General features: G+C 42.3%; 18 protein-coding genes. 2 read left to right on the top strand and 16 right to left on the bottom strand.

Features of this window, described 5'->3' with window-relative positions:
• The 4 genes from fucP to ALKIM_RS0114235 are packed head-to-tail and all read right to left on the bottom strand — an operon-like array spanning position 1 to position 5266.
• A complete protein-coding gene (gene fucP, locus ALKIM_RS18695; RefSeq protein WP_044117986.1) occupies positions 1 to 1299 on the bottom strand; it encodes an L-fucose:H+ symporter permease in 1299 nt (432 codons plus the stop codon).
• A 20-nt stretch (positions 1300 to 1319) separates the two neighbouring features.
• Positions 1320 to 3800 (bottom strand): glycoside hydrolase family 95 protein, encoded by a 2481-nt coding sequence (locus ALKIM_RS0114245; RefSeq protein ID WP_026475231.1) that lies wholly within the window; start codon positions 3798 to 3800, stop codon positions 1320 to 1322.
• Positions 3801 to 3816: 16 nt separating this feature from the next.
• Positions 3817 to 4254: an L-fucose mutarotase gene (gene fucU / locus ALKIM_RS0114240; protein WP_026475230.1), complete on the bottom strand. Its 438-nt coding sequence runs from the start codon at positions 4252 to 4254 to the stop codon at positions 3817 to 3819.
• 10 nt (positions 4255 to 4264) lie between these two features.
• The gene (locus ALKIM_RS0114235; RefSeq protein WP_026475229.1) at positions 4265 to 5266 is read right to left on the bottom strand and encodes a LacI family DNA-binding transcriptional regulator; all 1002 of its coding nucleotides are present in this window, start codon (positions 5264 to 5266) and stop codon (positions 4265 to 4267) included.
• A 353-nt stretch (positions 5267 to 5619) separates the two neighbouring features.
• Here ALKIM_RS0114235 and ALKIM_RS19940 point away from each other — a divergent pair, with 353 nt between their 5' ends.
• On the top strand, positions 5620 to 5760 hold the full coding sequence (locus ALKIM_RS19940; RefSeq protein ID WP_157363922.1) for a hypothetical protein: 141 nt from the start codon (positions 5620 to 5622) through the stop codon (positions 5758 to 5760).
• Between the two features lie 275 nt (positions 5761 to 6035).
• Here ALKIM_RS19940 and ALKIM_RS0114230 read toward each other — a convergent pair whose 3' ends face one another.
• Both ALKIM_RS0114230 and ALKIM_RS0114225 read right to left on the bottom strand, forming a co-directional pair.
• Positions 6036 to 7064: an alpha/beta hydrolase gene (locus ALKIM_RS0114230; protein WP_026475228.1), complete on the bottom strand. Its 1029-nt coding sequence runs from the start codon at positions 7062 to 7064 to the stop codon at positions 6036 to 6038.
• A gap of 119 nt (positions 7065 to 7183) precedes the next feature.
• Positions 7184 to 10990 carry a glycoside hydrolase family 3 C-terminal domain-containing protein gene (locus ALKIM_RS0114225; RefSeq protein WP_044117983.1) on the bottom strand — a complete coding sequence of 1269 codons (3807 nt, stop codon included), beginning with the start codon at positions 10988 to 10990 and terminating at the stop codon, positions 7184 to 7186.
• Positions 10991 to 11192: 202 nt separating this feature from the next.
• Here ALKIM_RS0114225 and ALKIM_RS20330 point away from each other — a divergent pair, with 202 nt between their 5' ends.
• Positions 11193 to 11318: a hypothetical protein gene (locus ALKIM_RS20330; RefSeq protein ID WP_262480534.1), complete on the top strand. Its 126-nt coding sequence runs from the start codon at positions 11193 to 11195 to the stop codon at positions 11316 to 11318.
• Positions 11319 to 11520: 202 nt separating this feature from the next.
• Here the strand turns inward: ALKIM_RS20330 and ALKIM_RS0114215 are convergent, their stop codons facing one another.
• The 10 genes from ALKIM_RS0114215 to ALKIM_RS0114170 all read right to left on the bottom strand — a co-directional run bounded on the left by ALKIM_RS0114215 (position 11521) and on the right by ALKIM_RS0114170 (position 25968).
• The gene (locus tag ALKIM_RS0114215) at positions 11521 to 12435 is read right to left on the bottom strand and encodes an alpha/beta hydrolase family protein (protein WP_218916716.1); all 915 of its coding nucleotides are present in this window, start codon (positions 12433 to 12435) and stop codon (positions 11521 to 11523) included.
• A gap of 102 nt (positions 12436 to 12537) precedes the next feature.
• Entirely contained in the window at positions 12538 to 13377 is an 840-nt protein-coding gene (locus ALKIM_RS0114210) for a sialate O-acetylesterase (RefSeq protein ID WP_026475225.1), read from the bottom strand.
• Between the two features lie 111 nt (positions 13378 to 13488).
• Positions 13489 to 15054 carry a carboxylesterase/lipase family protein gene (locus tag ALKIM_RS0114205; RefSeq protein ID WP_044117982.1) on the bottom strand — a complete coding sequence of 522 codons (1566 nt, stop codon included), beginning with the start codon at positions 15052 to 15054 and terminating at the stop codon, positions 13489 to 13491.
• A 21-nt stretch (positions 15055 to 15075) separates the two neighbouring features.
• The gene (locus ALKIM_RS0114200; RefSeq protein ID WP_026475223.1) at positions 15076 to 16263 is read right to left on the bottom strand and encodes an esterase; all 1188 of its coding nucleotides are present in this window, start codon (positions 16261 to 16263) and stop codon (positions 15076 to 15078) included.
• 83 nt (positions 16264 to 16346) lie between these two features.
• Positions 16347 to 17366 carry an alpha/beta hydrolase-fold protein gene (locus ALKIM_RS0114195; protein ID WP_218916714.1) on the bottom strand — a complete coding sequence of 340 codons (1020 nt, stop codon included), beginning with the start codon at positions 17364 to 17366 and terminating at the stop codon, positions 16347 to 16349.
• 475 nt (positions 17367 to 17841) lie between these two features.
• Positions 17842 to 18942: an alpha/beta hydrolase-fold protein gene (locus ALKIM_RS0114190; protein WP_044117981.1), complete on the bottom strand. Its 1101-nt coding sequence runs from the start codon at positions 18940 to 18942 to the stop codon at positions 17842 to 17844.
• A 97-nt stretch (positions 18943 to 19039) separates the two neighbouring features.
• On the bottom strand, positions 19040 to 20203 hold the full coding sequence (locus ALKIM_RS0114185) for an alpha/beta hydrolase (protein ID WP_026475220.1): 1164 nt from the start codon (positions 20201 to 20203) through the stop codon (positions 19040 to 19042).
• A 285-nt stretch (positions 20204 to 20488) separates the two neighbouring features.
• The gene (locus tag ALKIM_RS20280) at positions 20489 to 22390 is read right to left on the bottom strand and encodes an endo-1,4-beta-xylanase (RefSeq protein WP_235714423.1); all 1902 of its coding nucleotides are present in this window, start codon (positions 22388 to 22390) and stop codon (positions 20489 to 20491) included.
• A gap of 85 nt (positions 22391 to 22475) precedes the next feature.
• Positions 22476 to 23747, bottom strand: a complete 1272-nt coding sequence (locus ALKIM_RS0114175; RefSeq protein WP_044117980.1) for a glycosyl hydrolase family 8 — start codon at positions 23745 to 23747, stop codon at positions 22476 to 22478.
• Between the two features lie 484 nt (positions 23748 to 24231).
• Positions 24232 to 25968, bottom strand: a complete 1737-nt coding sequence (locus ALKIM_RS0114170; protein ID WP_157363920.1) for a glycoside hydrolase family 43 protein — start codon at positions 25966 to 25968, stop codon at positions 24232 to 24234.
• Between the last annotated feature and the right edge of the window lie 28 nt (positions 25969 to 25996).

Here is a 25996-nt window from a genome sequence, read left to right as displayed (position 1 = left end):
TTAAACAGATGTTTGTTTTTCTGCCTTTGCAGTCACATAACCAAATCGGGCGATGACGATAAAGCAGACCAGAGGAAGAATGAATGAAAGATTTACAGCAGAAAAGCCGATTATATATTCAAAATCCATTATATAGCCCTGTAGTGGAGGCATAAGCGCTCCGCCAACAATGGCCATAACCAATCCGGCTGCGCCAAGTGTGGCATCCTCACCAATACCTTCGAGGGAAATTCCGTAAATGGTAGGAAACATGAGCGACATAAACGCGGAAGTAGCAATAAGGCAATACAAACCGCCCATTCCCTGAATGAAGATTGTTCCTGAAATGGCAATAACACCGCCTATTGCAAAAGCCATGAGTAATTTGCGGGAGTTAAAGTAGCGCATCAGAAATGTGCTAAAGAACCTGAAGGCAATAAAAAGTGACATTGCTACCATGTTGTATCGCTGCGCGGTTGCTTTTGACAACCCCAGATTCTCGGCATAATGAATAATGAATGTCCAGCACATGATTTGAACGCCTACGTAAAACACCTGAGCGATTACTCCCTGACGGTAAATGGTGTTTTTGAACAGTCGCTTAAAGGCTGCTTTCACCGATGCGTTGGGGTTTTCGTTGCGGGTATTTGGCATGTTTGCGATAACAAAAACAACTATCATAGCAATCACCACCAGTCCCAATGCCACGTAAGGATTGCGAATTACAGCAAGATCGTGGGTTCGGATGGCAGCCTTCTCGGCAAAGCTGAGGGTTTCAAAAATCAGGTTTCCTGAACTGTCGCGCAGTTCGGACTGCAATGATGCTAAAATGACATTTGAAGCCACAAACATGCCAAGTATTGAGCCTAATGGGTTGAACGATTGTGCCAGATTTAACCTGCGGGTTGAGGACTTCTCATCACCCATCGAAAGGATGTAAGGATTGGCTGTGGTCTCCAAAAAAGCCAGTCCAAACGTCAGGATATAAAGCGATGCCAGAAAAAAGCCAAACAACTCGAACTGTGCCGCCGGGATAAAAAGCAAAGCACCTGTAGCATAAAGCGCCAATCCGAGAATAATTGCTTTTTTATAACTGTACTTGCGCACAAATAAAGCAGCCGGAATGGCCATGGTAGCATACCCACCATAAAATGCAAACTGAATCAGAGCAGCTTTGGCATTGGGAATTTCCATTATGGTGCTAAAAGCAGCAACCAATGGGTTGGTAATATCATTGGCAAATCCCCACAGTGCGAACAAACTGGTCACAATGATGAATGGGAGCAGATACTTCTTTTCTACAAGTTTTGGCTTTAACATAGCTTTAAGTATTAATCCCGTTATTTGGCAACAACGGTGTAGACCCCTCCTGCTTCAGTTTGAACATCGTACATAAAAACATTAGGCAGAACAAACTCATTCAGGTTGGCCGATGTGGAAATAATTGGTTGCTTAATCTCAGGCAACTGATAAAACGGATTGCTGTTATTTCCCTCTGCAACAGCCATTTTCCCCCTACCCTTTATCTTAAGCTCATTGCCGGCTCTTAATCGTAAGTTTCCGCCAAGCGACGATTTAACAACCAACTTCGTCACTTTATTATTCTTCCATTCCATCTCTACTATTTCAAAACCGCCGCGAGCTCTCAGGCCGGTGACTCTGCCAGTGGGCCATACATCTGGCAGTGCCGGTAAAAGATGTAGTGCCCCATCATGACTTTGCATCAACATTTCTGTTAATCCCGATGTAAAACCAAAATTCCCGTCGATTTGAAATGGCGGATGGGCATCAAACATATTTGGATAGGTACCACCCAACTCAGAGTGTGCTCTGGCATCTGTATTTCGACCTACAAGCTTAATCTGTTCACGCATCAGGTTATAAGCATGGTTGCCATCGAGCAAACGAGCCCACAAGTTGATTTTCCAGTTGATTGACCAGCCTGTGGATGGGTCGCCCCGGTGAATCAATGTGGTGCGCGAAGCATCAGCCAGTTCAGGTGATTGAAAGGGAGAAATTTGATTGGAAGGAAATAGCCCATACAGATGCGAAACGTGTCTGTGCTTGTCATTGGGGCTATCCCAATCGTGCATCCATTCCTGCAGCTGACCATGCTTGCCAATTTGCATGGGAGGCAGCAACTCAAGTATTCTTTTCATCTCTGGAACCAGTTCTTCGTCAATATCCAGAATTTGGGCAGCCCTAATGGTTTTTGTAAACAGATCAAAGACCAGTTGATTGTCGATGGTGGTACCTGCCGCTATGGAAGACTGATAATGAATTGAAGGCGAGTTTTCAGGTGAGTTTGAAGGAACCACAACCATCCAACCGTTTTCAGGCTCTTCTACCATGAAATCGACACAAAACTCAGCCGCTCCTCTTAATATGTCGTAAACTGACCTCAGATATTCGGTATCGCCGCTGTACTCATACTTATCGAACAGATGCTGGCTAAGCCAGACACCGCCCATTGGCCACATGCCCCAGTATGAACCATCCACGGCACCGGTAATTCGCCAGATGTCGGTATTGTGATGCGTTACCCAGCCGTTGGCGCCATACATTGTTCTGGCAGTTTCGCATCCGGCCTCAGAAAGCTCTCTGATCATCTGGATAAATGGCTCGTGCAACTCCGGCAAGTTGGTTGGTTCGGCAGGCCAGTAGTTCATCTCAGCATTTATATTGAGTGTGTATTTACTATCCCATGCCGGATATAGCTGATCGTTCCAGATTCCCTGTAAGTTGGCGGCTTGCGTACCCGGTTGCGAAGAGGTGATTAGCAAGTAGCGCCCAAATTGGAAGTACATTGCAGCCAGCGAAGGATCATTGCCTTTGCTAAACTGTTCAATTCTCACATCCGTTGTATTCTGAATTGAGTCGGTTTGACCAAGATGTAACGAAACGCGATTAAAGAAACTTTGATAATGAGCCACATGCGACTGTAGCATCTGGTCATAATTTTTTACTATGGCTTTGTTCAGATAATTCTCAGCAACCTGCTGGGCATTCCCGCTTATATCGGTATAATTAATAAAATTGGTGCCTATTGAAACCAGAACAGTGACACTGTTGGCATTCTCAACCTTTATCTGGTTTTTTGCGGCAGTAAGCACACCTCCTTCATTCATTATTTTACCAAGTACCACAAACTCCACTTTGCCTTCCACCGATTCATGGTTGCTGGTAACACCTCTCATGCGTAACACATCGTTACCAACCACATCAAGCACCACATTTCCCGGCCGATCCATCTGTGAGGTAAAAGTTATGGCACCGGGTTTATCAGCTGTTAGTCTGATAACTGTAACCTCATCGGTAAACGAAGAAAAAACCTCACGAGTGTAGGTAACTCCATTCACTTTATAGCGTGTGGTTGCAATTGCACGTTCAATATCGAGTTCCCGGTAAAATTTTGAATAGCCCTCGTGCCCCTCAAAATTAAACCGCAAGTTACCTGCAGTCTGATAAGGCATTCCATGCGATGATTTTGAGATAATTGAGGCATTGGCCAAATCCTGTGCTTCGATGTATCGCCCATCAAAAATCAGTTGCCGTACCTTTTGCAAGGCTTCAAGTGCATTGGGGTTGTCATTTCTATTGGGACTTCCGGCCCAGATGGTATTTTCATTTAGCTGAATCAGTTCGCTAATGGGATTTCCAAAAACCATAGCTCCAAGCCGTCCATTGCCTACCGGGAGTGCCTCTTCCCATTTCTGGGCGGGAGCAGAATACCATAATTTCAGGTCTGCGTTCTTTGGGTTGCTGCTGCATGAACCAATCATCAACCACAACAACACCAAACTAATAAGCTGCTTAATCATAATTTTGATTTTAAAATTATCGTCCTGTTGGAGTTACTCCTTTTTTCAAAATAATATTTCCATACTTTGCCGTTTCCCCGGTCATAACAACTGCAAATGCGCTGCGTGTGCGTTCATAAAACGCAAACCGCTCAATACGTTTAACGCTTGAAATATTGGGGTTCGATATTTGCACGGCCTTCAGATATTGCTGCTCAACAGCCGGGTCGAGTACGTCACCTTCCACCGCAGCCATCATGATTAATGGATTTGGAACATAACTATCGAGTTCGAAGAGAGGCAAAACAGCCTCAAGCAAGTCGGGAATTCTTATTCCGTCGGCACGCAGAATACGGCTATTGAATGATTCTCCGGGGAAATGGGCATCAGCAAACACAATTTCATCGCCATGCCCCATACGTGCCAAAATCTGGAGTAAGTCGGGACTAATAATGGGAGAGATTCCTTTTAACATAAGACCTGATTTAAAGTTTATTATCAATTATCTCGGCTTGAAACTCGATGATTTCAACCTTGTCGGCAGCAGGATTATCAATTGCTGACAATAACAAATCGAGCGCGGCCTCAGCCATTTGCTTTTCGGGCTGCTTAATAATTATTGTGTTTTCGGCATAGAGCGAGAGACATGGATCTCCGCCAAAACTTGCTATACCTAAGTTATCCGTACAGCCAGGATGGTTTTTCTTTAGATAGCTCAAGGCACCTATCGCCAAAAAGTGAGAATCAAAAATCAGTGCATCCGGCTTCTCATCATGCATCCATAACTCCTTTATCAATTCCTGTCCTTTTTGAATGGTGAAGGCTCCAGCTAATGCAACACAGTTGCTGTATGAAGCATTAATCTCCTCTAATCCACCAATATACCCATTTTGTCGCTCCCGAAAAAGTTGAATCGAAGAAGCGCCTGACAGATAGGCAATTTTTGAATAACCCATTGCGCTCAACTTTCTCACCACATTTCTTAGGGTTGCCTCATTATTCAACACAACAGCTGATTTATTTAAGGATTTGGTTACCCTGTCGAAACAAACGATTGGAATCTTATACTGATCCAGCTTATTGAAATGAGATACTTCTTCAGTCTCCATCGAATGGGAAAAAATTACGCCTGCCAGATTCTGCTGTATGATTGAATTTACAATTTCGATTTCCTGAACCAGAGACTCCTCTGATTGAAAGATGGCAACGATGAATCCGGACTCAAAAGCCAGTCGTGTGACAATACTTACAAAATTTGAAAAGAAGTTATGGTGGATATTCGGGACAATTACGCCAATGATATTGCTCCTGACACCCCGAAGAAGTAACGCATTACGGTTTATCTGATAACCTTTGCTTTGGGCATAGTTTATCACCCGCTCTCTTGTTTCAGCATTCACCTCCGAACTAAATCGCAAAGCTCTTGAAACTGTTGAGTGGTGCAACCCAAGGTTGTGGGCAATATCTTTTATTGTAACTCGCTTCATTGTTTTGCACACGTGTGCGTAAATAACTACTAAAAAATGTGAACTAGTTACAAACTTACAAAGGCTAAGTGTATTTGATTTTCAATTCTAGGTAATCCGTTTCTAATTTTGGATAATTCGGCTAATAAATCTTAAAAACGGAACCTTACAGAGTGAAATATTTAACATTTATTTTTGAGTGTGAGACAACTATACATCTCTGTTACAAACGCATAATATTACCATTGCATAATATCGTACAATTTGGTATCTAAAACCAACAATTGTCACAACAATTTATAAACCCAAATAATCACATAAGGCTCATCTCCCGGTTTCAAATCAGGGAATCCAAGGGGGCCGATAAAGATGGCATGATTAAGGTATTCGTATGGACTGTTTATGGGCGCTTCCAAATCAATAACAGAACGACAATAAAAGCCGTTTCCAAAAGCGCCCTCGTGTATGAGCGTCCGGTTGATAATCTGAATGTGAAACCCATCATCCGTTTTTAGAAAAATTTACGAAGCGATAATCCAATGCATCTCAATACTAACTTCATAATCTACAAATTGCATAGAGTTAAAAACTAAATCTGAACACTTCACGCAATATGAAGCGAAAGAAATTTGGGCGTAAACCATGAATCTTTACGCCCAAATTGAAAATTCATATATCTTTTCTATTGTCCGAAAAATATCCACACTTCGTTTTAAGTGCTCAAACGGCACGGACACTTACTTTTTATGATTATCCATAATTTTCTCTGTACATCAATGTAATTGAACCCCTATTTGTTTAACGACTTAAATTTGTCATTGAAAAACTCCACCATTTTATCAATATTCTCTTTCACATGCACACCGGGGCCATGTCCTCCGCCCTCAACCAAAACAAATTCCACATCAACATCTGCCTTCTTTAAAGCCTCATAAAGAATTTCACTTTGACAATGAGGTACAACTCTATCCTTGTTACCATGAAAAATTAAGAAAGGCGGATTGCTCGAGCTTACATATGATGTAGGACTAGCCAGAAGAGTTTTTGCTTTGTTTTCCTGAATTGCACCACCAATATATAGCGAAGCCGGCGACTTAACATCATCGTGATTCATATCGGTACCGCCACAAGAATTCATTATTAGCATATTTGTAGGCGGAAACCATGCAACAACAGCATCTACCGAACTGCTGTAACCAGCGTATGCTCCAACATTGCCTTCAAGATTAGCATTAGCGTCGTCTATCGAAAAATCAGTAACACCTCCTGTAACCCCCATCATGGCTGCTAAATTACCTCCCGAAGAACTACCACTAACACCAATAAAGTTGGTATCGATACTATAATCGTCAGCGTTAGCCCTCAGAAATCGTACAACAGCTTTAATATCATGCACCTGAGCCGGAAAAAGAGCATTATAACTTGCACGATGATTTGGCATAACCACTGCAAAACCGGCATCTAGCAAGGCAGCACCGATAGTTCCCAAATCGTCTCCTTTGGAACGATTGGAAAGCCAGGCACTTCCATAAATATAAACTACCACAGGATACTTATCTTTCTTTATTTTAGGCAGATAAATATCCATATTATGATAACTTATAGTGTCATTTGCATAATTAACATCTTTCCAAGCGTTAGAGAATTCCTGGGCAGAAACCTGCAAGCATAAGAATGATAAAACAACAAAAAACATCTGTTTCATTATTAGAATTTTAGAGGATTGTAAATTAAAATTACTTAGAAAATGTCCATCAATCAAAATTAAATAACTCGTCATACCCTTGTTTGTCAAAATATTCACCAAAGCTTGCTTCATCGGTTTTAAAACTCAATAATTCTACAAACCTATAATTCAACCATTTAAGCAAACAAGAATTAAGCCTTAACAACATAATAAAAAACTTACATACTAATTGTCATGTCCTTAAAGAGATACTACTTAATACCCCTGTTTTGAATTCGGAAATAATCGAACGAAACATCAAAAGGAGTATCCGGTTTTGTGGTATCAGAATCGAACCAAAAAGTACTGGTCATACTTTGGGTAATAATACCGTCACAAGCCATAAGTCCCACTTTAATATCCTTCAATAAAATATCAGACTCACCCAATTTCCCGAAATTCTTACCATCAACCGAATAATAGGCTGCATAGGTGCTTCCCTCTTTTGAAAGGCGTAACACCAGACTGTTGTCTCCTATTATTTCCTCTGGCAAATTAAAGGATGCAATAGATTTAGCAATACCATTTTCTTCGAAAAGCAAGTCGATAGTGCCGGGCTGAACGCCTCTTTGTCGTGAAGTTTTAATAACTGCCCTGAACATAAGCTTCACAAAATTATCGTCGTCCTGATAAGCAATAAGCCCAGCATTTTCGGGTTGAGATGGAGTTCTTGACGCCACAAGCTTTGTTTCGATTGTCCAATCGTTATTTGCACTTTGCAACAACAAGTTACGGGCGTTGTTACTACCCTCCGAGATATCTCCCTTTTCGGCTGTTATAGTAAGAGAACCCGGTGCCGATGTAAGGCTATGATTAGCTTTATTCTCTCTTACCCATTGCCATTGTTTACCCGGTTGAGCACCATTAAACTCATCACTTACAGAAGCTACATCAAAATTTATATAGAATGTATTCTTCTCAAAAGTGTTGTAATCTACAAAGTTAACAATTGCAGTTCCCGGGATACTTGTGGCTTGTGTAATTTCAACAGTTACATCCTTACTAACTGCAGATGCTTGAATAACGGGAACTTTTGCATTGCTTTTCATTAAATAACTATAAGCCTTAGTGTTGGCATTAAATCCCTTTATCGACTTGCCGTTAATTCTAATAGCAGCAGGTGCAAGATTTGGCATAACTTTTATCGGAAAACTATCGGTAACAGTTTTTCCTTTATAAGTTACATTCACAAAAACAGTAGCCACACCGGGTTTAAGAGCCTTAATTCTACCAAAAGCATCAACACTTACAACAGCCGGATTGTTACTTTTATATTCCACCGTTGATTCTTTATTGTCAATAAAACTATCGTCGGAAAGAGAAGCCGTAAAACTTGTGGTTGCATTCTCACCCGGTTGAAGAACTATTTTGTTTGAGGTGGCAACTACAGTTTTTAACTCAGCATTAAACTCACCGCTCATAACAGCTTCAACGGTTCCTTTAATGTCACGCGATGAAGCTCCAATTTCAAAAACATATCTGCCTTTATCAAAAGCCAGTTTGTTATTCACTTCATCCCAAAACCAAAGGTCGGCGCAATTAATTTCTATCGATACTGTTTTAATCTGCCCGGCAGGAATTGTAACCCTTTCGAAACCTTTAAGGCGTTTAATGGGTCGTTGCAACGATGCATGGCTATCAGGCGTAGTTACATAGATTTGAACAACCTCATCGCCATCAACATATCCTGAATTCTTAACATCAACACTAACTGTAACCGTTTCGTTAGGAGTTATTTTGCTTTTATTAATTCTGAAATTACTATACTCAAAAGTAGTGTACGATAATCCAAACCCAAACTCGTATGACACATCCTTATCGAAATACCAATAAGTACGTCCGTTTTTATCATCGCCGCCACGTAAGGTATAATCGTTAAAATCCGGCAAATCATCAGCCGATTTATACCATGTAACAGTAGATTTGCCACCGGGGTTAACTTCACCAAACAACACCTTAGCCATGGCAGCTCCCTGAGCCTGTCCATTATAACCAACATAAATAATTGCCGGAATATTTGGATTGTGCTTTATCTCTTCAACTTCAACCATTCCCATGGTTTGCATAACTACAATTGTATTGGGATTAACTGCTGCCACAGATTGAATAAGGTTCATCTGGTTTCCGGGCAAAGCAAGAGAAAATCTGTCGGACTCTTCCCTTCCGGTAGTTTGATCAGTACCAACAAAAATAATAGCAACATCGGCAGAAGCAGCCAAATCGAGAGTAGCCTGATCGGTTGACTCAGGTTGTGGCTCGCGGAAAACAAAATAAAGATTTTGAGGACCGGCAATACCTAGAGTGTTTATTTTTGACGTAACAGCAACTCTGCTTCCAAAAAAACCACCTGTTGATGCACTTTCAACTTTTTGCGATGCAATAATGTTACCCGTAGGTGAATTTACTCTCACCTCTATTGAGCCACCACTTAACGCAACATTGAGGTTAAACCTAATTGAATCCAGTTCTGTTACATCAATATTGTGATATGCAGTCCAGTCGCCATCCTTAATACCTCTTAAAGCATTAGTTCCAAACCGTTCCGAAGCAATAATACCACTAGCCGACTCATCAAACTTAGTAGCATCGTATTGATTTACTTCGCCCTTAGTAGATATTGTTGAAAAGGCTGATAATGAATAAAAATCGTTTCTACGATCAATATTACCTCCTCCACCATGCACCACTTCAATGCCCAAATTATTATCATCTACATAATTAATTATTCCTTGTAAGGGAGTGCTTACATAGTAATCTTCTACCGGGCCGGAATAATCGCCCAACTCAATTTTGTTGGCCTGAGGACCTAAAACGGCAATTTTTCGAATATTACATGGTTGTATGGGAAGCGCCTTTGCCCCCATTGATGTAACCACATCATTTTTAAGAAGCACCGGCGTCTTTGTGGCAATTTCTAAAGCTAAAGCATTATGCGAAGGGTCGTTAATTACCGAAGGTTTAATACCTGCAAAAGGCACCTTACGTGCAGGGTCGAACTCACCTAAACGCATTCTGATAGTAAACATGTTAATTAAAGCACGGTCAATATCAGCTTGGGTTATTAATCCTAGTTTCAGAGCAGTAAGTGCGTGGTTCTGATATTCTCCACCACAATCGGAATCAACACCGGTAATTAATCCCATGGCTGTTGCTTCGGGACCATCCTTAGCATATTTATGTCCGGTAATAATATCAGTAATAGCTCCACAGTCGCCCGTTACATATCCCTTCATACCGTATGTTCTTCGGGCAATGGTATCGACCAAGAATTTGCTGGCAGAAACAGGAACGCCGTTCACGGCATTATATGCAGTCATTATTGAAGGAAGATTATCGTTTTGAATAAGAGCCTTGTATGGTCTTAAATAAAACTCTCGCATGTCTCTGTCATCCATATCGGAGCTACCGGTATGTCTGTTAAATTCGGTATTATTTGCGATATAATGCTTTCCACAAGGAACAGTTTTAAGATATCTATTATCATCGCCCATCATTCCTCTTACAAAAGCACTACCGATTTGCGACACATGAAATGGATCTTCGCCAAAGGTTTCAGCCGTGCGTCCCCACCTCGGATCGCGAGCAGGCTCAATTACAGGCGACCAATATGTTAAAGTAAAAATAAGATCGTGGTTAAACCCGCGTGCTTCATCGGCTATTACCTCAGCTTCTCTTCTAATTAAATCAGGATCCCAAGTGCTGCCAATAGCGTTACTATTTGGAAACGAAGTGGCGGTCATTCCGCTGTTATTGTTTCGTCCCATAACACCATGCAGAGCTTCTCCCCATACATCGTACTTGTTTATTCCCAGGCGAGGAATTGGCGCCATTGTATTTCCGAGTAAACTTTGTTTTTCCTCGAGAGTAAGACGAGAAACTAAATCAGCAGCCCGTTCTTCAAAAGAATAGGACGTATTAAGGTAAATTGGCTTATTAAAATCATACGAAGTCGGCATAAAGGCTATGAGGCCAACAGCAATAAAAACCGACAAGCCGATAAGGAATAATCTTTTTTGCATTTGCTTACTTTTTTTGAATAATTAAATGATGCACAAAAACTTGCGGATGATAAACGAAGATTTTCTGATAGATTTCGTGCTATTTTTTAATCAAGCATATTATAACAACCTATAAACCCCAATAATCACATATGGGTCTTCACCCGGCTGTAAATCAGGGACCCAAGGGGGCCGATAAAGATGGCATGGTTAAGGTATTCGTATGGACTATTTATGGGCGCTTCCAAATCAACAGCTGATTAACAAAAAAACCGTTCCCAAATACGCCTTCGTGTATGAGCGCCCGGTTCATAATCTGAATGTGAAACCCATCATCCGTTTTCAGTAAAATGTTAGAAGAAATAATCCGATGCATATCAATACTACCTTCATAATCTAAAAATTATATAGAGAAAAAAACTAAAAATTAACACTTTACGTAACTTGAAGGGAAAGAAATTTGGGCGTAAATCATGAATCTTTACGCCCAAATTGAAAATTCACATCGCTATTTTTAAAAGATTGTTGAAGTTATGTATCACTAGAGAAGATTATGGCATATTCTTCTTGTCAACCGTCCAAACCGGAGAGTGCGACAATTGAGAAGGGTTGCCTGTAAACATTTTTCCGGCTTCCTCGTCGCCTTTTAACTGCCACTTATACCAAGCAGTTGCCACAACGGCAAACTCACCGCCATGTGGCTCACGATACGTACCACCATGCCCCACATCCATATTGGCCACAAAAATTGGCACGTGGTTTATTCTGTTAAAATCATCCATTCCGTTATTGTAAGCTATGTCACTCTCACCACCAAGCAGATAGAGCGTTGGCGAGTGTAATTTTGCAAGATGATCTTTGGTTAAGGCCGGCATACCTGGCATGCCACTTCCGGCATTTCCGATGATGCCGCTGTTGCATACAACAGCTGTTGTGATGCGCGGGTCGGGAGCAACCTCAAGTGTTTGCAATCCACCGCACGACATACCACTTACTGAAATTTTCGATACATCCACCTTATTGTAAAACGGACTCGTCTGGTCGCCATTCTGGGCAATAGCCCAATCAATGGCATCTAGCAACTGAGAAGCGTATGAACGGCCACGTCCTTGTTCTCCCTCCTGCGGCATTGGGCCAATGGCAATTACCAAGAAACCATGTGAGGCCACTTCGGACAAAAAGTTGACATGCTCCCAGGGCGAGTTGGCACATGCGCCATTCCCCCATGCTATGATTGGCAATTTGTTATCAGTTCCAAACACCTTCAAATCTTTTGGACGAAAGATGGTGTGGGTTTTTAGAGTGCTGTCGGTGTACATTATTGCACTATAAGCACCTGTTCCGCCGTCCTCCACAACACGTCCCAGCGGATTTGGAGTGGCACAATCCTGTGCAAAAAGCAAACTCTGAAAGCCAAAACCGGCAACTATCAGAACCATAAGAGATATAAAAGTTTTCTTCATCATTAGGGTATTTTTTTTATTTGTGGTTGGATAAAACTCTTAAATATTTAGTAACAGGGTTTGTGACTTGTTGTTTGTCATCCCAACCCTAAACCGTACTAGACTTTACTTGTTGACACCTTGCAGTGATAGCATCCTCTCACCGTACCGTTTTCCCAAAATCCGGTATCCTTCGGCGGTAAAATGAAGTCCATCCTTCATTCCCGGACACCCTTCGGAAGAAATCACGTGTGCATTGGGTATCACGCATGGCAATTGGTGTATAAATGCATTAAACAGATGACATTTGCCTGCAAACTCGGCGCTTAACAGTTCGCCAGCCAGCAAAGGCGTGTTATCGGCACATAAGTTCAAATCAGATAGCAAGTTGTCATATATACCTTTTACTTTCTGCGTCCAGAGTGTATCGTTTGGGTTTGATTCTCCCTGGTGCATTAAAAAGCCTTTGATTACACCATCTTTCTGAGCCAACTTAGCCATCTCAACCAATCGTCCGTAAGGATTACCGCCATAGTTTCTAATCCAGCCGAGCATCCAGTCAGGAGCCGTTTCGATGTAGCTCTGATAATTCTCTTTATCAAACAATTCGATACGAGAACCCCCCACCGACACATTTATCACCCCAACGATTATAGAGTCAGGAAGATTTTCGATAAGCGTGCGGCCAAAGTAATCTGCCGGCGAAAGACCTGCATTACAGTCGCTGATTGGTGGTGTGGCCGTGTACCACTTGCCCTTTTTCCGGTCTTTATCCATACAATCCATGGCACTCATCATTCGGAAACGGGAATCAACCAATGAATCTTGTGCTTCGGCAGGAGCTGAACCCGCCATGTTCGATTGTCCAAAGCATAGATAAATATGGAAATTTGGATTTTGTGAAAAAACCATAGTGCTTAAAATCAGGTACAACATGGTCAACCGGAATCTGATATCTAATCTCATCGCATTTTTTGTTATGGCCGGATGGAAACCCTCAGCCTGTCAGGCAAGCCTGCACAGTTTGTTCTCATCCGGCTTAATTAATACTAGCTTAAATAGATTTAAACAATAGCTCTATTCAGCCCATTCAGCTCCTGCAGTCGAACGGCGCCATTCAAAATAGGCATCCATCACCCAAAGAGAAGCTTCATCGGGCACAGAGCCCAGATAGGCATTTGGCCCCAGGTACATCACCTGCGGATTGTCGTTCCTAAATACCGGCCAGTAGGTAAGGCCATCACCATTGGGATTGCCACGTTTGGCAAAATTGGTCCAATACGTTGCCATAATCTCCGAGATTGCCAAATCGCTCTCAGTGGTATTTGGGTTTGAAGGGTCGATGTGCATAAATACATAAGGTACATCCACCCCGTGCGGTGTGCCGTGGTCAGCTTGAGGGGAGTCTGCTTCTCTAGCCGGATGCTGATCAAAATAGTAGAGGAACACATCTGAATTTCCAGTCTGAGCCTGAAGTCTGGCCCATGCCCATGTTGGCCAACCAAAAGCCGCATCGCGCATAAGGTTACGTGCGCTGCGGGGCACAGAGTTTTCGCCTACGGGATAGGCTTGCAAAAGCTTTTCGGCAAAAGGGCCAAAGCGTCTGTTCACATTGTCAATATACTCCTGTGGTGTGCGTCCGGACGGAAAACTCAACCCTTCATCGGAGTTGTAACCAACAAGAACCGGCACATCATTATACTTGCCCGCTTCGTAAAGTTTAAATTGATCATCAGGAATAACGTAGCCATCCACGATGGGCCAACTTCCTGGCATCGTCCACCCTTGCGGTATTAACTTCTCAGCCTCAACCTGACGAAGCGCTTCAATGGTTGAGAGACCAAATCCTTTGAGGTACTCAATGCCGTCCTGTTCAGCTTGCAAAAGGGTTTTCATGTTTTCTCCAGGATAAGTAGTTGGTCGGGTTGGTCCAAAAGAACCACCGCTTTGAGAAATGGCGCCGTGAAACAGCCCTTTGGCCAGCGGAGAAGCACAAAGCATGCTCACAGAAATACCTCCGGCCGATTCACCAAAGATGGTTACCCTGTCGGGATCGCCACCAAAGGCCGCAATGTTGCGTTGTATCCACTCCAGACCCGCAATTTGATCCAGCAAGCCATAATTTCCGGAAACACCATTTGGATTTTCAGCACTTAACTCGGGATGGGCTAAAAAGCCAATTTGACCCACACGGTAGGCAATACTTACAAGCACCACCCCTTTTCGGGCCAGATGCTCGCCATTGTGTACCGGCTCAGAGGTAGACCCAAAGCTAAACCCACCGCCATAAATCCACACCAAAACCGGTAGTTTTTCCTTCGATGATTTTGCCGGTGTCCATACATTCAGGTAAAGACAGTCCTCACTTTTACCCGAAGGAGGATTGCCACCTTGCATGGGCGCGGGCGCATATTCAGTAGTAAGCTTCACACCGTCCCATTTTTCCACAGGCTGAGGTGCTTTCCAGCGTAAATCGCCTACCGGAGGTGCGGCAAAGGGAATGCCTTTATAGATAGTTAAATCTTCGGTCACAATTCCCTGTATTGTGCCGCCTTCAACCTTTACCTGTCCGGGAGGTTGCTGATTACAAGAACTTAATACAACTGCAAATAATGCAATCAGAGTGAAATAGATTCGTCGCATAATATTTAATGTATTTATGGGTTAGTTTTCTCTCCAGAGATTTGGAAGGAAACGGTAATAGAGCAGATGGCGCCATGTTCCCCAATCGTGGCCGCCGTGGCCCCCAACATAGTACTCGTGTTTAATATTGTGATTGGTTAAGGCGTCGCCTAAAGCTTTACATCGACGATTAAAAAAACTCGTAGCCTCCATCGTACCTTGACCTACAAACAGATAATCCACTTTTTCGTTAACCTTTGGGTCGGTAAGAAAATGCTTGAGAGTGGTCTCAGGATTCTCATCACCCGCGCTAAGAATTCCAAAATTGGCGAATAGATCAAGAGAACGAAATCCGATAAACATACTATGCCGACCGCCCATGGACAAACCTGAAATTGCGCGTCCCTTAGGTGTTTGAATAGTGCTATAGCTTTTATCAACCAGCGGAATGACATGCTCTCTAAGCTCTCTTTCAAAAACATCGAATGTAAGCTCTGCATGTCGCGGATTGTTACGATGAATAACCTGATTATTTGGAATTGCAATAATCATTGGAACAACCTTGCCTTCGGCTAAAAGATTATCCTTAATAAAGTTAACCCTACCATCATAAACCCAATTAGAGGGAAGCTCTCCGCTGCCACCAACAAGATATAAAACCGGATACGCTTTCGATGCATCATAACACGGAGGTGTGTAAACATATAGTTCACGCTCACCATTAGTCACATCGGAACGATAAACATGGCGGGTTACATTGCCATGAGGCACATTTTTGGCATCGTAATAAGCAGGCTCACTGCCATGTACCACCAGCTGACTGTATGGAGGCATCGCGGTAAACGCTGCATAGGTATTACCTGGGTCGGGAACCTGAACGCCATCAATATGAAAATGATATGCATACATATCTGTTTTTAAAGGGCCAATGGTTAATGTCCATACACCATCATCACCTTTTGTAAAAGGTATAGGTTGATTACCCAGAGCATTGGCAGTGTGTATAGCACCCGGAGGCAAAACCACCGTTTTGGCATTAGGAGCCCTCAAGCGAAAAGTCACCGTTTGGTCGTCGTGCACTTCGGGTGAATTAACCGGAGCGCTAAATGGGATAAGTCCTTCGGTGTCTTTTTGCGGATTATAATCGAGATTTACATTGGCTTGTTGTGCCTTTAAAATAAAAGGCACAAGAATAAAGAAACCAATAATATAAATTAAATTCTTATTCATAATAATTAATTATAGTGTCCCTGAATATTTGTGTTCAGAGTAATCGTTATTACACATAATAATAATTGGGCAAAGGTATTCTGCTATTTAAAGACCCTCGAAGCAAAATCGTGAAACGATTTTCTCCACACCTGCCACTCATGGTCACCGGGGAAGGAATTAAACTCGACCCTTAATCCCTTTTCACGCATTGTAGCAACAGCTTTTTTAGTGTGATCAATACGCATATCTTGGTCACCACAAGAGATATAGAACAAATCCAGTTTTTTGTTAAACTCATTTGATTTAGAAAGTAAGCCTGGCATTTCCTTTTCGGCATCGAAGGCATTGGCCGAGGAGGTGTGGATACCTCCAAATAATCCTGAACTAAAAATCCCTACAGCGCTAAAAACATCCAAGTTTTCAAGGCCTGCATAGAAAGATTGTCCTCCACCCATTGAAAGTCCGCAAAGTGCTCTGTTGCTTCTATCGGGTATTGTTCTATAATTCTCATCAATAAAAGGAACAATATTCTGGGTCATCTCCTTTTTGAAACTATCCATTGCTTCGCTTGTGTAACCTGCCATTGTTGCCCTAACATTTCCGTTGGCAATAACCACAATCATAGGCTCAGCCTTTCCCTCGGCAAATAAATTATCAAGAATAAGATTGGTTTTTCCCTGATTTACCCATCCGGTTTCGTCTTCACCACCTCCATGCTGCAAATAAACAACAGGATACTTTTTGTTAATATCTTTGTCGTATCCCGGTGGCGTGTAAACATATAATCTTCGCCAGCTGTTCGTTACTTTCGAAAAGTATATTCTGGAACTCATTGAACCATGAGGAACATCTTTAATATCGTAAAAATCAATCCCCTTTTCAGGTATATCTATTCCGCTGGTCATCTTACCTGTACCAAAAAATGATTGGCTTGCAGGGTCGGCAACCGGCACATCATCAATTACCAGAAAATAATAATGAAAGCCGGGTTCAATGGGCTCAGTGCGAACTGTCCACACCCCACTTTCATCCTTAACCATATCATACTTTTTGCCCAAATCAATCTGAATTTTCCGCGCATTGGGAGCATTCACCCGAAACACTACACTATTATCGGGCATTATGCATGGACATTGATTAAGATTTATGTTTGTAGATGCTGCAACTGAGTCCTCTACCGGTTGTGCTTCGGAATTATTAATGCAAAAAACTGCAAATCCCATTACCAAAGCGCAAACTTTGAACCATCTCACCTTATTTCTCATAATCCAAAACTTAAAATATTATTTAAAAAGCAATTGGGCATATTGATATAAACATCTACGCCAAGTTAACCAGTGGTGACCGGTCTCCTCTGACTCATAAAAAACATGCTTAATTTTCTGTTCGTTAAGCATATCACCAAAAAACCCAATTTGAACACGTACACCTCTTTCGGAGTTTACCGGCGGAAAACTCTTTGTTGGTTTACCTCAGATGGTTTAAATCTTCAACAACCTTTACCGATTGAGCATTACCCATGGCTCCTGTTAACAAGGCAAGAACCATAGGCAATACTTTTATTTAACAGGCTTTTATGAAATTCGCTACTGTTTCTTATTTGAATAACAAAGGAGCCAATTGGTGTAAACTGCGACGCCACGTGTGGAACTCATGAGCTGTGCCTTCTGATACATACGATACAGTATTAATTCGGGCTTTTAGCAATTCATCGGCGGCGGCTTTGATTCTCTCAGGCCGTTCTTTGCTTCCGCAACTCAAGAACACAAGCTTTAGATTTTTATGATCTTTAAGTTCTTCGGGAGAATAGACACCTCCACTAAACAGAGCATAATGTGAAAATACATCAGGACGGTTTAGTGTAACAAGACGTGTTTCAAAAGCACCCATCGACAACCCTGCCATAGCTCTGTTTTCCTGATTGCTAAGTGTTCTGAAATTGGCATCCACATAAGGTATTAACTCATCGATAAGCACAGTCTGGAAAGGATTAATATCAAACTCTCTGATTTTCCCAAACTCCACATGGTTTATCATGCCATAGGTCATTACAATGATGAAAGGTTTTGCTTTACCCTCGGCAATAAGATTGTCCATAATCAGATTGGCATATCCTTGATTTGGCCATGAAGTTTCGTTTTCGCAATAGCCATGCTGAAGGTATAAAACAGGGTAACGCTTTGCGGTTTCTTTCTGATAACAGGGAGGTGTATAAACATAAGCTCTTCGCGAAACATTGGTGCTTTTTGATGGAAAATGAATCTCGTGCACATGTCCGTGTGGTACATTTTTCATAGCGAACATGTCCATGTCGTCAGATGGTATTTCGATTCCACTTCCCCAACGGCAAGCACCAAAATAAAACATACTACCCGGGTCAGGTACGGCAGCACCATCGACAATAAGCTGGTAGTAGTGAAAACCCACATCCTGAGGTGCCGACTCGCCTGTCCACACGCCGGCTTCGTCTTTCACCAGATCGTACTGAATGCCACCAATATCAAGTTGAACAAGGTTTGCGTTAGGAGCTGAAATTTGAGCTCTAACTCTTCCTTCGGAGTTTACTTTTGGATATTCTTTACCCACCTGATTAGAAATGGCGGGTTTAAAATCTTCAATTATAACTGGATTAGCCGATTGCACCATTGCAAAATGAAACGACAATAAAGCAATAGCGATAACTTTGGTAATTCTCATTTTCAATATGTTTTATTATTTACACTGTAATGACATCAAGCTTGTTTTCACCAGATGTCACTCAACGGTTTTTACTTTACATTATATATATCGGCAATCAGTTTTTAAACAATAAAGGCGCAAACTGATACAAGCTTCTGCGCCACGTTTGCCATTCGTGATCTGTCCCGGGCGACACATAATAATGGGTTTTTAACCCTCTCTTATTAAGCTCCTCCACATTAGACTTTGGATCAGAACCGAGATTGTATCGTCCACTTTCAACCTCTTTGCTTCCGAAACTCAGAAAAAGCACTTTAACATTTTTAAGAAACTGAGGGTTTTTCTCCACATCCTCAACCGAGATGCTGCCACCGCTAAACATACCAACATGTGAGAACAGATCAGAATTAGCCAGTGTAATCACTCTTGTTTGCATGGCTCCCATTGACAATCCGGCCATAGCTCTGTTTTGTTGGTTGGCTATCGTACGATAGTTTTCATCTATCATTGGAATAATATCCTTAGTTAGCACATTCATGAAGCCATCAGCCCATCCAGCAGGAGGCCAAGCACCGCGAGGTCTCTCGGCACCGGGAGCTGTCTGAGGTCTCTCCGGCATACGCCATGTTCCGTTATCCATAACAATAATAAATGGGTTGGCTTTACCTTCAGCAATAAGGTTGTCCATGATTAAATTGGCTCTTCCTTGCGATGACCATCCGGTTTCATTTTCGCCACCACCATGCTGAAGATACAACACAGGATAGCGCTTGTTCTGGTCTTTATTATAGCAGGGAGGCGTATAAATAAAGCATCGACGCATACTATTGTCTGTTTTTGAAAAGTAGATATGCTCACGAACCTGTCCGTGTGGCACATTTTTCAGGGCATAAAAATCCTGGTCGTGAGCAGGTATTTCGATGCCACTACCCCATCGGCTTGCGCCATAGAAATAGAGACTTCCGGGGTCGGGTACTGATGCACCGTCAATGTTCAACTGGTAGTAATGAAACCCTTCGTCCTGCGGAGCCGACTCTCCTGTCCAGACGCCGTTTTCATCCTTCACCAAATCATACTTAACAGCACCAATGTCGAGCTGAACATATTTTGCATCAGGTGCTAAGATTTGGACGCGCACGCGTCTTTCGGAATTAACCTGTGGATACTCTTTTCCGGGTTGGTTTACTGATGAAGGTTTAAAGTCTTCAACAACCTGTGCATGAGAGAAACCTCCAATTGCCAGGGTTGATAATGCAATGTACTGGATAAGCTTTTTCATTTTTTTGAAGCTTTTTAAATTGATTTAAGAATTAAGGTATATAAACTGAAAAACAATCAGCAACTCACTAATATTTAATTCACTACATAAAAAAGCGATTAGTACCATGATGATATGGAGACAAACTGTGTTCACCATGGAGACAAAGCCGTAGCATGTTGTTGGTTGAACAGGAACTCCTTATCAAAAATAGATTGAAGTCGGTCAGTTTAATTTCGCTATCCGAAATCAAACTGACCGACTTCCCTTTGACAAGTGCAATAAATGAAGGTTTAATTTACCTTTTTAATTGGTCTTAACCAACTCAATTAACTTAGGCACAACAGATTTTGGCTGGTTGTTTCTATCAAACAGCAGAGGATAATCCGTTCTTCCGCGTACCGGGAATCCATTTTTCCAGGAGTTGCCATCGTTCACGCCCCAAACAGTAACGCGTGTTACATAGTCGTGTTTGAGAAACAGACGGAAAAACTCCAGATATCGCTCTTCCAACTGCTTGTTAACAGATTCTGGCAGTCCCTCGGTATAAGGATTCAATTGTTCGCGGTATGCAATGTTGGTTGAAATATCGGCGCCAAGGTTTCTCACCGGCATTGGCAGCACACTTATCTCCATCTCGGTAATCATCACATTTACGCCCAAAGCAGCGAAAGCTTCCATACTTGCTTCAAACTCTTCCAGCTCGGGATAGTCAAGTCCAACGTGGCCTTGCATCCCAATGGCGTCAATTTTCACACCCTGCTCCTGAAGCTTTCTTACCATATTCACAACACCTTGTCTTTTCCCGGGCAATGCCATCGAGTAGTCGTTGTAATAAAGCTCGGCATCAGGATCGGCCTCGTGGGCATAGATAAAGGCATACTTAATGAAATCTTCGCCTAATATTTGGTAGAATTTACTGTCGCGGAAACTGCCGTCATCCAACACCACTTCATTCACCACATCCCAGCCATGGATTTTCCCTTTATAACGACCCATCACAGTATGGATGTGAGTTCTCATGCGCTCCTTAAGCACTTCGGGCGATACATCGTTGCCTTCGCTATCGGTAAAAAACCACCGTGGTGCCTGTGAATGCCAAATGAGTGTATGCCCCACAATGTGCATGTTGTTTTTTACACCAAACTCAACAAACTTATCAGCAAGCTCAAAGTTAAACTTACCCTCTTCGGGCTGCATAGGGCCGCTCTTCATGCAGTTTTCGGCAACTATTGAATTGAAATGGGTTTTAATAATATTAACCTCATCAACAGCCGTTCCCAAAATTTGTGGTGTATTAAGTGCGGTGCCAATAAAAAATTTGCCTTTATAGGCATCTTTCAAGGTTGATACCTGTGTAGGCAACTCAACCGGTTTAAAAAGCATTTGAACGTAATGGTATAGATCATCCTTCCACACGGCAAAATCATGATAACCATCGGGAATAACTCGATAGATATGCGGTACGTCATTGGCTTTGAGATACTCGTGCGTGCGCTTGCTTACATGAATCAGATTGTCCTTGTCGCCACAGGAAACATACAACAGATTAAGCAACTCTTTTGCACTATTAGGATTGGGCAGCAATTCAGCAGGAGCCTTGGTGTTGGGTGCCGACGAAAAAGCTCCCACCCATGCAAACTTATCTAAATTACCAAGCCCGAAGTTGAGTGTTTGACCGCCTCCCATTGAGAGACCACCAATGGCGCGATTCTCCCGGTTCTTTAGAACCGGATATTTCTTTTCGATGTGAGGGATTAAATCGTTCAGCAGATCTTTTTCGAATCTTGCGAAGGCTTCAACTTTCTCAGGCTCGAAAATATTACCTTCGGCACGGTCATTCTTCATGGCACGTCCGTTGGGCAACACAACAATCATAGGCTCCATCCGGCCTTCGGCAATCAGGTTGTCAAAAATTATGTGTGGAACGCCATTGTTGTACCACTCATTTTCATCGCCTCCAATGCCATGCAAAAGATAAAGAACAGGATACTTCTTCTTTTTGTTGAATCCGGGAGGTGTGTAAACGCGTGCACTGCGGTTAACGCCAACAGTTTTCGACTTGTAGGTGATGAGTTCAACCTTGCCGTTTGGAACATTCGGCCGAGCCTGATCGAACCCCTGTGGAGCGCGTTCAATGTTTATTTGTGCATGTACGCCGTGGCACAAAAGCACGAAAAGAGATAATAAAATCAGGATTTGTTTCATGATATAGATTTGACTAAAAATTAAGGTGTTATATAAATATAAATACGTTCCAGATAGTTAATTGTTGATTTATTAACAGTGGCATTTAATTGTGTTGTGGCGTAATAATTTGGTACTTGCCACTCAGGTGCATGAGGCTAAAGAGATATAGCAAACCATCGTAATAGGGGTCAAAATAGCCGTCCTCGTATGGTTCCAGTTTGGCATTCCAAAGCTCATGAACAAAATCAAGCGTATTCTCATCCTTACTCACCAACGAGGCCGTGGCAGCAGTAGCTTTAAGACCAAGTGAGTGCCTCAGCTTTTGAAATTCGCCGGCCGGAAGTATGTATTCGGGCGTGGTACCATCCAAATTGTACTGATCCAAAAACGAATCAATCCCTTGTGACCTAAGAAATGCCTGAAAACGAGCTGCATAATCTTCCTGCCATTCTGTGTCTTTTCCATACCAGGTGTAATCCATGGCTATGTTCATAGGTACACGCCACGAGTCGTAACGGAAACCTTCGGGCATCCACCGTGTAGGGTGAGGTTCTCCGGTAAATTCAGTATAACAAGAGTTTAGTCCGGTAACCGGATGGCAGGCACGATGAAGGAAAACACGTGAAGTATCGGCACAGTCGCGGTAAAACTGCTCACGTCCATCGTTGGCATACTCTGCCCAAATCTCATAAAAGGCAGCTACATGGTACGATGGGTCGGTCCAGTTATATCCATCTCCATGCGGCACAAAAGAAATTTGTTTATGCTCTACATTGATGATGTTGTAAACGTTGCCTGTGCCATCCTTTGACCACATGGCATCCAAAATACGTCGGGCTTCGCCGTAATAATCAACACCCGTATCGTTGCCCCACTGGTTAGATGCAAACAAAAGGGCTGTAACAATCCAGAACTCACCATCGGAAGCACTTCCTTTTGAGTTAAGCTTTAATGTTTGCGGATTAAAACTCCAACCAAAATAAGCTTCATGTGGCCCATCCTGATGTTGCATATAGTGTTTGGCATATCGCCAGATACGGTCAAACACATCTTTCTTGTCTAATTGTACAGCAGCCATCATACCATAAGAAACCCCTTCAGAGCGCACATCGAAATTCTTTAAATCAGAGACATACCCCATGGTATCGCCCACCTCAAAATAGATTCGATCCGACCCTTCAAACAGATCATAATAAGCCTTTTCTACTTTTCGATCAATCTCTTCCTGGCTGTAACCGGCTTCCAAAAAGAGATTGCGGTAATTGCCGGTATGGTATGGGCTTTCGCTTCCCTTCTCTGTACTGTTATTGCATCCAAAAATCATCGTTAAAACAATTAGAATCATAACCGAACGAATGAAATCGCTTCTTTTCATAGATAAAATAGTTTGTAGTTTGAGAAAATTAATGTGTCAGAAGCGTTTTTATGCAGCAAAAAGAAGATATAAACAATAGCGCAACAACACGCGCTGCACAGACATCCTTCTGCTCAAACATTTAAAGCCAAGTTACGGCATAAAAACTAAACAATCTTAACAATTGTAAAATTAACCAACCACTTCGCTATGGTTTATCAATTTTAGATAATTGATTTATGAGATTAGATATTTTTGCCCGCAGTAAGGATGTTTGGAGCACATCAAACCATTATTCTGGTGACGAAAAAACTGGTACACAAAGAATGTAAAAATCTCAGATTTCAAATTGCTCATTGTTCATCATGTAACAGCGAATAAAAAAACCGGCCTATTCCCAAAATGAGAATAGGCCGGCGCAACAATCAAGCTCAATCTAAAACAATTGAATCAACACAACTAAAAACAAACTATGGAAAAGAAATATATATTATTTTCTCAATAACTATTCGGGTTGTGCATCGTTCACTGATGTGGCATACAATCCAATCAGGTTACCGGTAAAACCACCTGCTACGTTGGTCGACAAAATATCACCTGATACGGTTCCTCCCAAAGTAGTGTAATCGGTGCCATTAAATGAATAGTTGAAATTATAGTTGTCACCATCGGCATCAATCTGCAAGTGGATTGGCTTTTTCACATCAATCTTTTCGCTTGCGATGATTGTTGACTTACCGCGTTCGGTGCGTTGAAGTACCAGGTAAAAGTCTTTTCCTTTTTTGGTAACGCCAAACACATAGTTGAACAACTCACTCTGGTAACATACCATTCCGGCGAGGTCTTTCTCCGACCGTGGGGTATATTCCAAAACAGTAGATGCGGTGAAACGCTGGTGCATTTGTCTCTTAAACAGAGAGGAAATTGGTCTAACTTCTTTGATATTGGTTTCGAACGGACGAATCTGAAGACCACGGCGGGTAACAGAGATGAAATCTTCGCGAGGACCTCTCATTCCAATCCATCTGTAATCCAGCTTTTCGGTAGTGAAGTTTTCGGTAAATGTAAAGTTTCCGTTAGGGAAATAACCTTCGGTTCCGGTTTTGTTTACAACGCCGGCAGGCATTTTTAACTTAGGTTGCATTGGAACAAGTCCATTTTCAAATACAGGAAACTCTCCAGACCAGTCAACAGGCAAAATAAACGTTTCACGACCAATATTCACACGGTTTTTCTCGTTGGGACGGATAGCTAGAAATACGCCATACAGTTTACCACCGGGGCCTTCAACCAAGTCGGCATGACCAGCCCACTCAACTCTGTTTGGACGGTTTGGGTTAAGATACCTCTGGGATAAAATAGGATTGTTAGGCGCAGGCACATAGGGTCCTCTTGGGCTGTCACTTACAAAAATCACTTCGCTATGCCAGCCACCTGTTCCACCTTCGGCACACATCAAGAAGTAACGGCCATCCTTTTTGTAGATATGGGGCATCTCGATCCAAATGGGCTTTTTGGTGATGTCAACACCGCCATCAACAATAATTTTATCCGTACCGGCAATTACCTGATCTTTCTCCAAATCGTAATCCCAGATTTTGATAACACGGTGTCCGCTGTAAAGCTCTTTACCAGCATCTGGAGCATCGTTGTGAACAACGTAAGCTTTTCCGTCATCATCGAAAAACATAGATGGGTCAATCCCTTCAAAGTTCAATTTGTATGGGTCGCTCCATCCTTGAAAAGGATCTTTTGTTTTTACAACCATGTTACCAATACCACCGGCAAACTGGGTCGTAATCATGTAAAATGTCTCGTTGAACGGATTAAATTTAATCGCTGGAGCATAAATACCGGCACTAATCCCTGAATCATAAACCTTTAGCTGAGATTTACGATCGAGAACGTGTCCAATCTGCTTCCAGTTAACCAAATCTTTTGAATGAAAGATTGGTACACCAGGGAACATGGCAAATGACGAATGCACCATGAAGTAGTCATCTCCACGTCGCACAATAGCCGGGTCGGGATAACAGCCCTGAAGGATTGGAGTGTAAAACTCATCCGGTCCCAGTGGGTTGTCAATGTAAACCTGGTCGTTGCCTTCGTAAACAAATTGTGAAAACAGGGGTGCATTTCTGTTTGCATTTCTTTGTCCGATAGCATCGGCAACACCTGCCATACTTAGGAGTATGGTAATTGCCAATAAACTGAACCTTTGAAAAAACAATTTCTTCATCATACAAAAAATTAATTATCAACTAAATACT

Origin of the sequence: Alkaliflexus imshenetskii DSM 15055, from assembly GCF_000517065.1 — a bacterium.
GTDB classification, from domain to species: Bacteria; Bacteroidota; Bacteroidia; order Bacteroidales; family Marinilabiliaceae; genus Alkaliflexus; species Alkaliflexus imshenetskii.
This window is presented reverse-complemented; position numbering and strand designations above follow the sequence as displayed.

Coding starts and splice junctions, on each gene's coding strand:
- fucP (WP_044117986.1), bottom strand. CDS start 1,299: ATGTTAAAGCCAAAACTTGTAGAAAAGAAGTATCTGCTCCCATTCATC.
- ALKIM_RS0114245 (WP_026475231.1), bottom strand. CDS start 3,800: ATGATTAAGCAGCTTATTAGTTTGGTGTTGTTGTGGTTGATGATTGGT.
- fucU (WP_026475230.1), bottom strand. CDS start 4,254: ATGTTAAAAGGAATCTCTCCCATTATTAGTCCCGACTTACTCCAGATT.
- ALKIM_RS0114235 (WP_026475229.1), bottom strand. CDS start 5,266: ATGAAGCGAGTTACAATAAAAGATATTGCCCACAACCTTGGGTTGCAC.
- ALKIM_RS19940 (WP_157363922.1), top strand. CDS start 5,620: ATGATTAAGGTATTCGTATGGACTGTTTATGGGCGCTTCCAAATCAAT.
- ALKIM_RS0114230 (WP_026475228.1), bottom strand. CDS start 7,064: ATGAAGCAAGCTTTGGTGAATATTTTGACAAACAAGGGTATGACGAGT.
- ALKIM_RS0114225 (WP_044117983.1), bottom strand. CDS start 10,990: ATGCAAAAAAGATTATTCCTTATCGGCTTGTCGGTTTTTATTGCTGTT.
- ALKIM_RS20330 (WP_262480534.1), top strand. CDS start 11,193: ATGGACTATTTATGGGCGCTTCCAAATCAACAGCTGATTAACAAAAAA.
- ALKIM_RS0114215 (WP_218916716.1), bottom strand. CDS start 12,435: ATGATGAAGAAAACTTTTATATCTCTTATGGTTCTGATAGTTGCCGGT.
- ALKIM_RS0114210 (WP_026475225.1), bottom strand. CDS start 13,377: ATGAGATTAGATATCAGATTCCGGTTGACCATGTTGTACCTGATTTTA.
- ALKIM_RS0114205 (WP_044117982.1), bottom strand. CDS start 15,054: ATGCGACGAATCTATTTCACTCTGATTGCATTATTTGCAGTTGTATTA.
- ALKIM_RS0114200 (WP_026475223.1), bottom strand. CDS start 16,263: ATGAATAAGAATTTAATTTATATTATTGGTTTCTTTATTCTTGTGCCT.
- ALKIM_RS0114195 (WP_218916714.1), bottom strand. CDS start 17,366: ATGCCCGATAATAGTGTAGTGTTTCGGGTGAATGCTCCCAATGCGCGG.
- ALKIM_RS0114190 (WP_044117981.1), bottom strand. CDS start 18,942: ATGAGAATTACCAAAGTTATCGCTATTGCTTTATTGTCGTTTCATTTT.
- ALKIM_RS0114185 (WP_026475220.1), bottom strand. CDS start 20,203: ATGAAAAAGCTTATCCAGTACATTGCATTATCAACCCTGGCAATTGGA.
- ALKIM_RS20280 (WP_235714423.1), bottom strand. CDS start 22,390: ATGAAACAAATCCTGATTTTATTATCTCTTTTCGTGCTTTTGTGCCAC.
- ALKIM_RS0114175 (WP_044117980.1), bottom strand. CDS start 23,747: ATGAAAAGAAGCGATTTCATTCGTTCGGTTATGATTCTAATTGTTTTA.
- ALKIM_RS0114170 (WP_157363920.1), bottom strand. CDS start 25,968: ATGATGAAGAAATTGTTTTTTCAAAGGTTCAGTTTATTGGCAATTACC.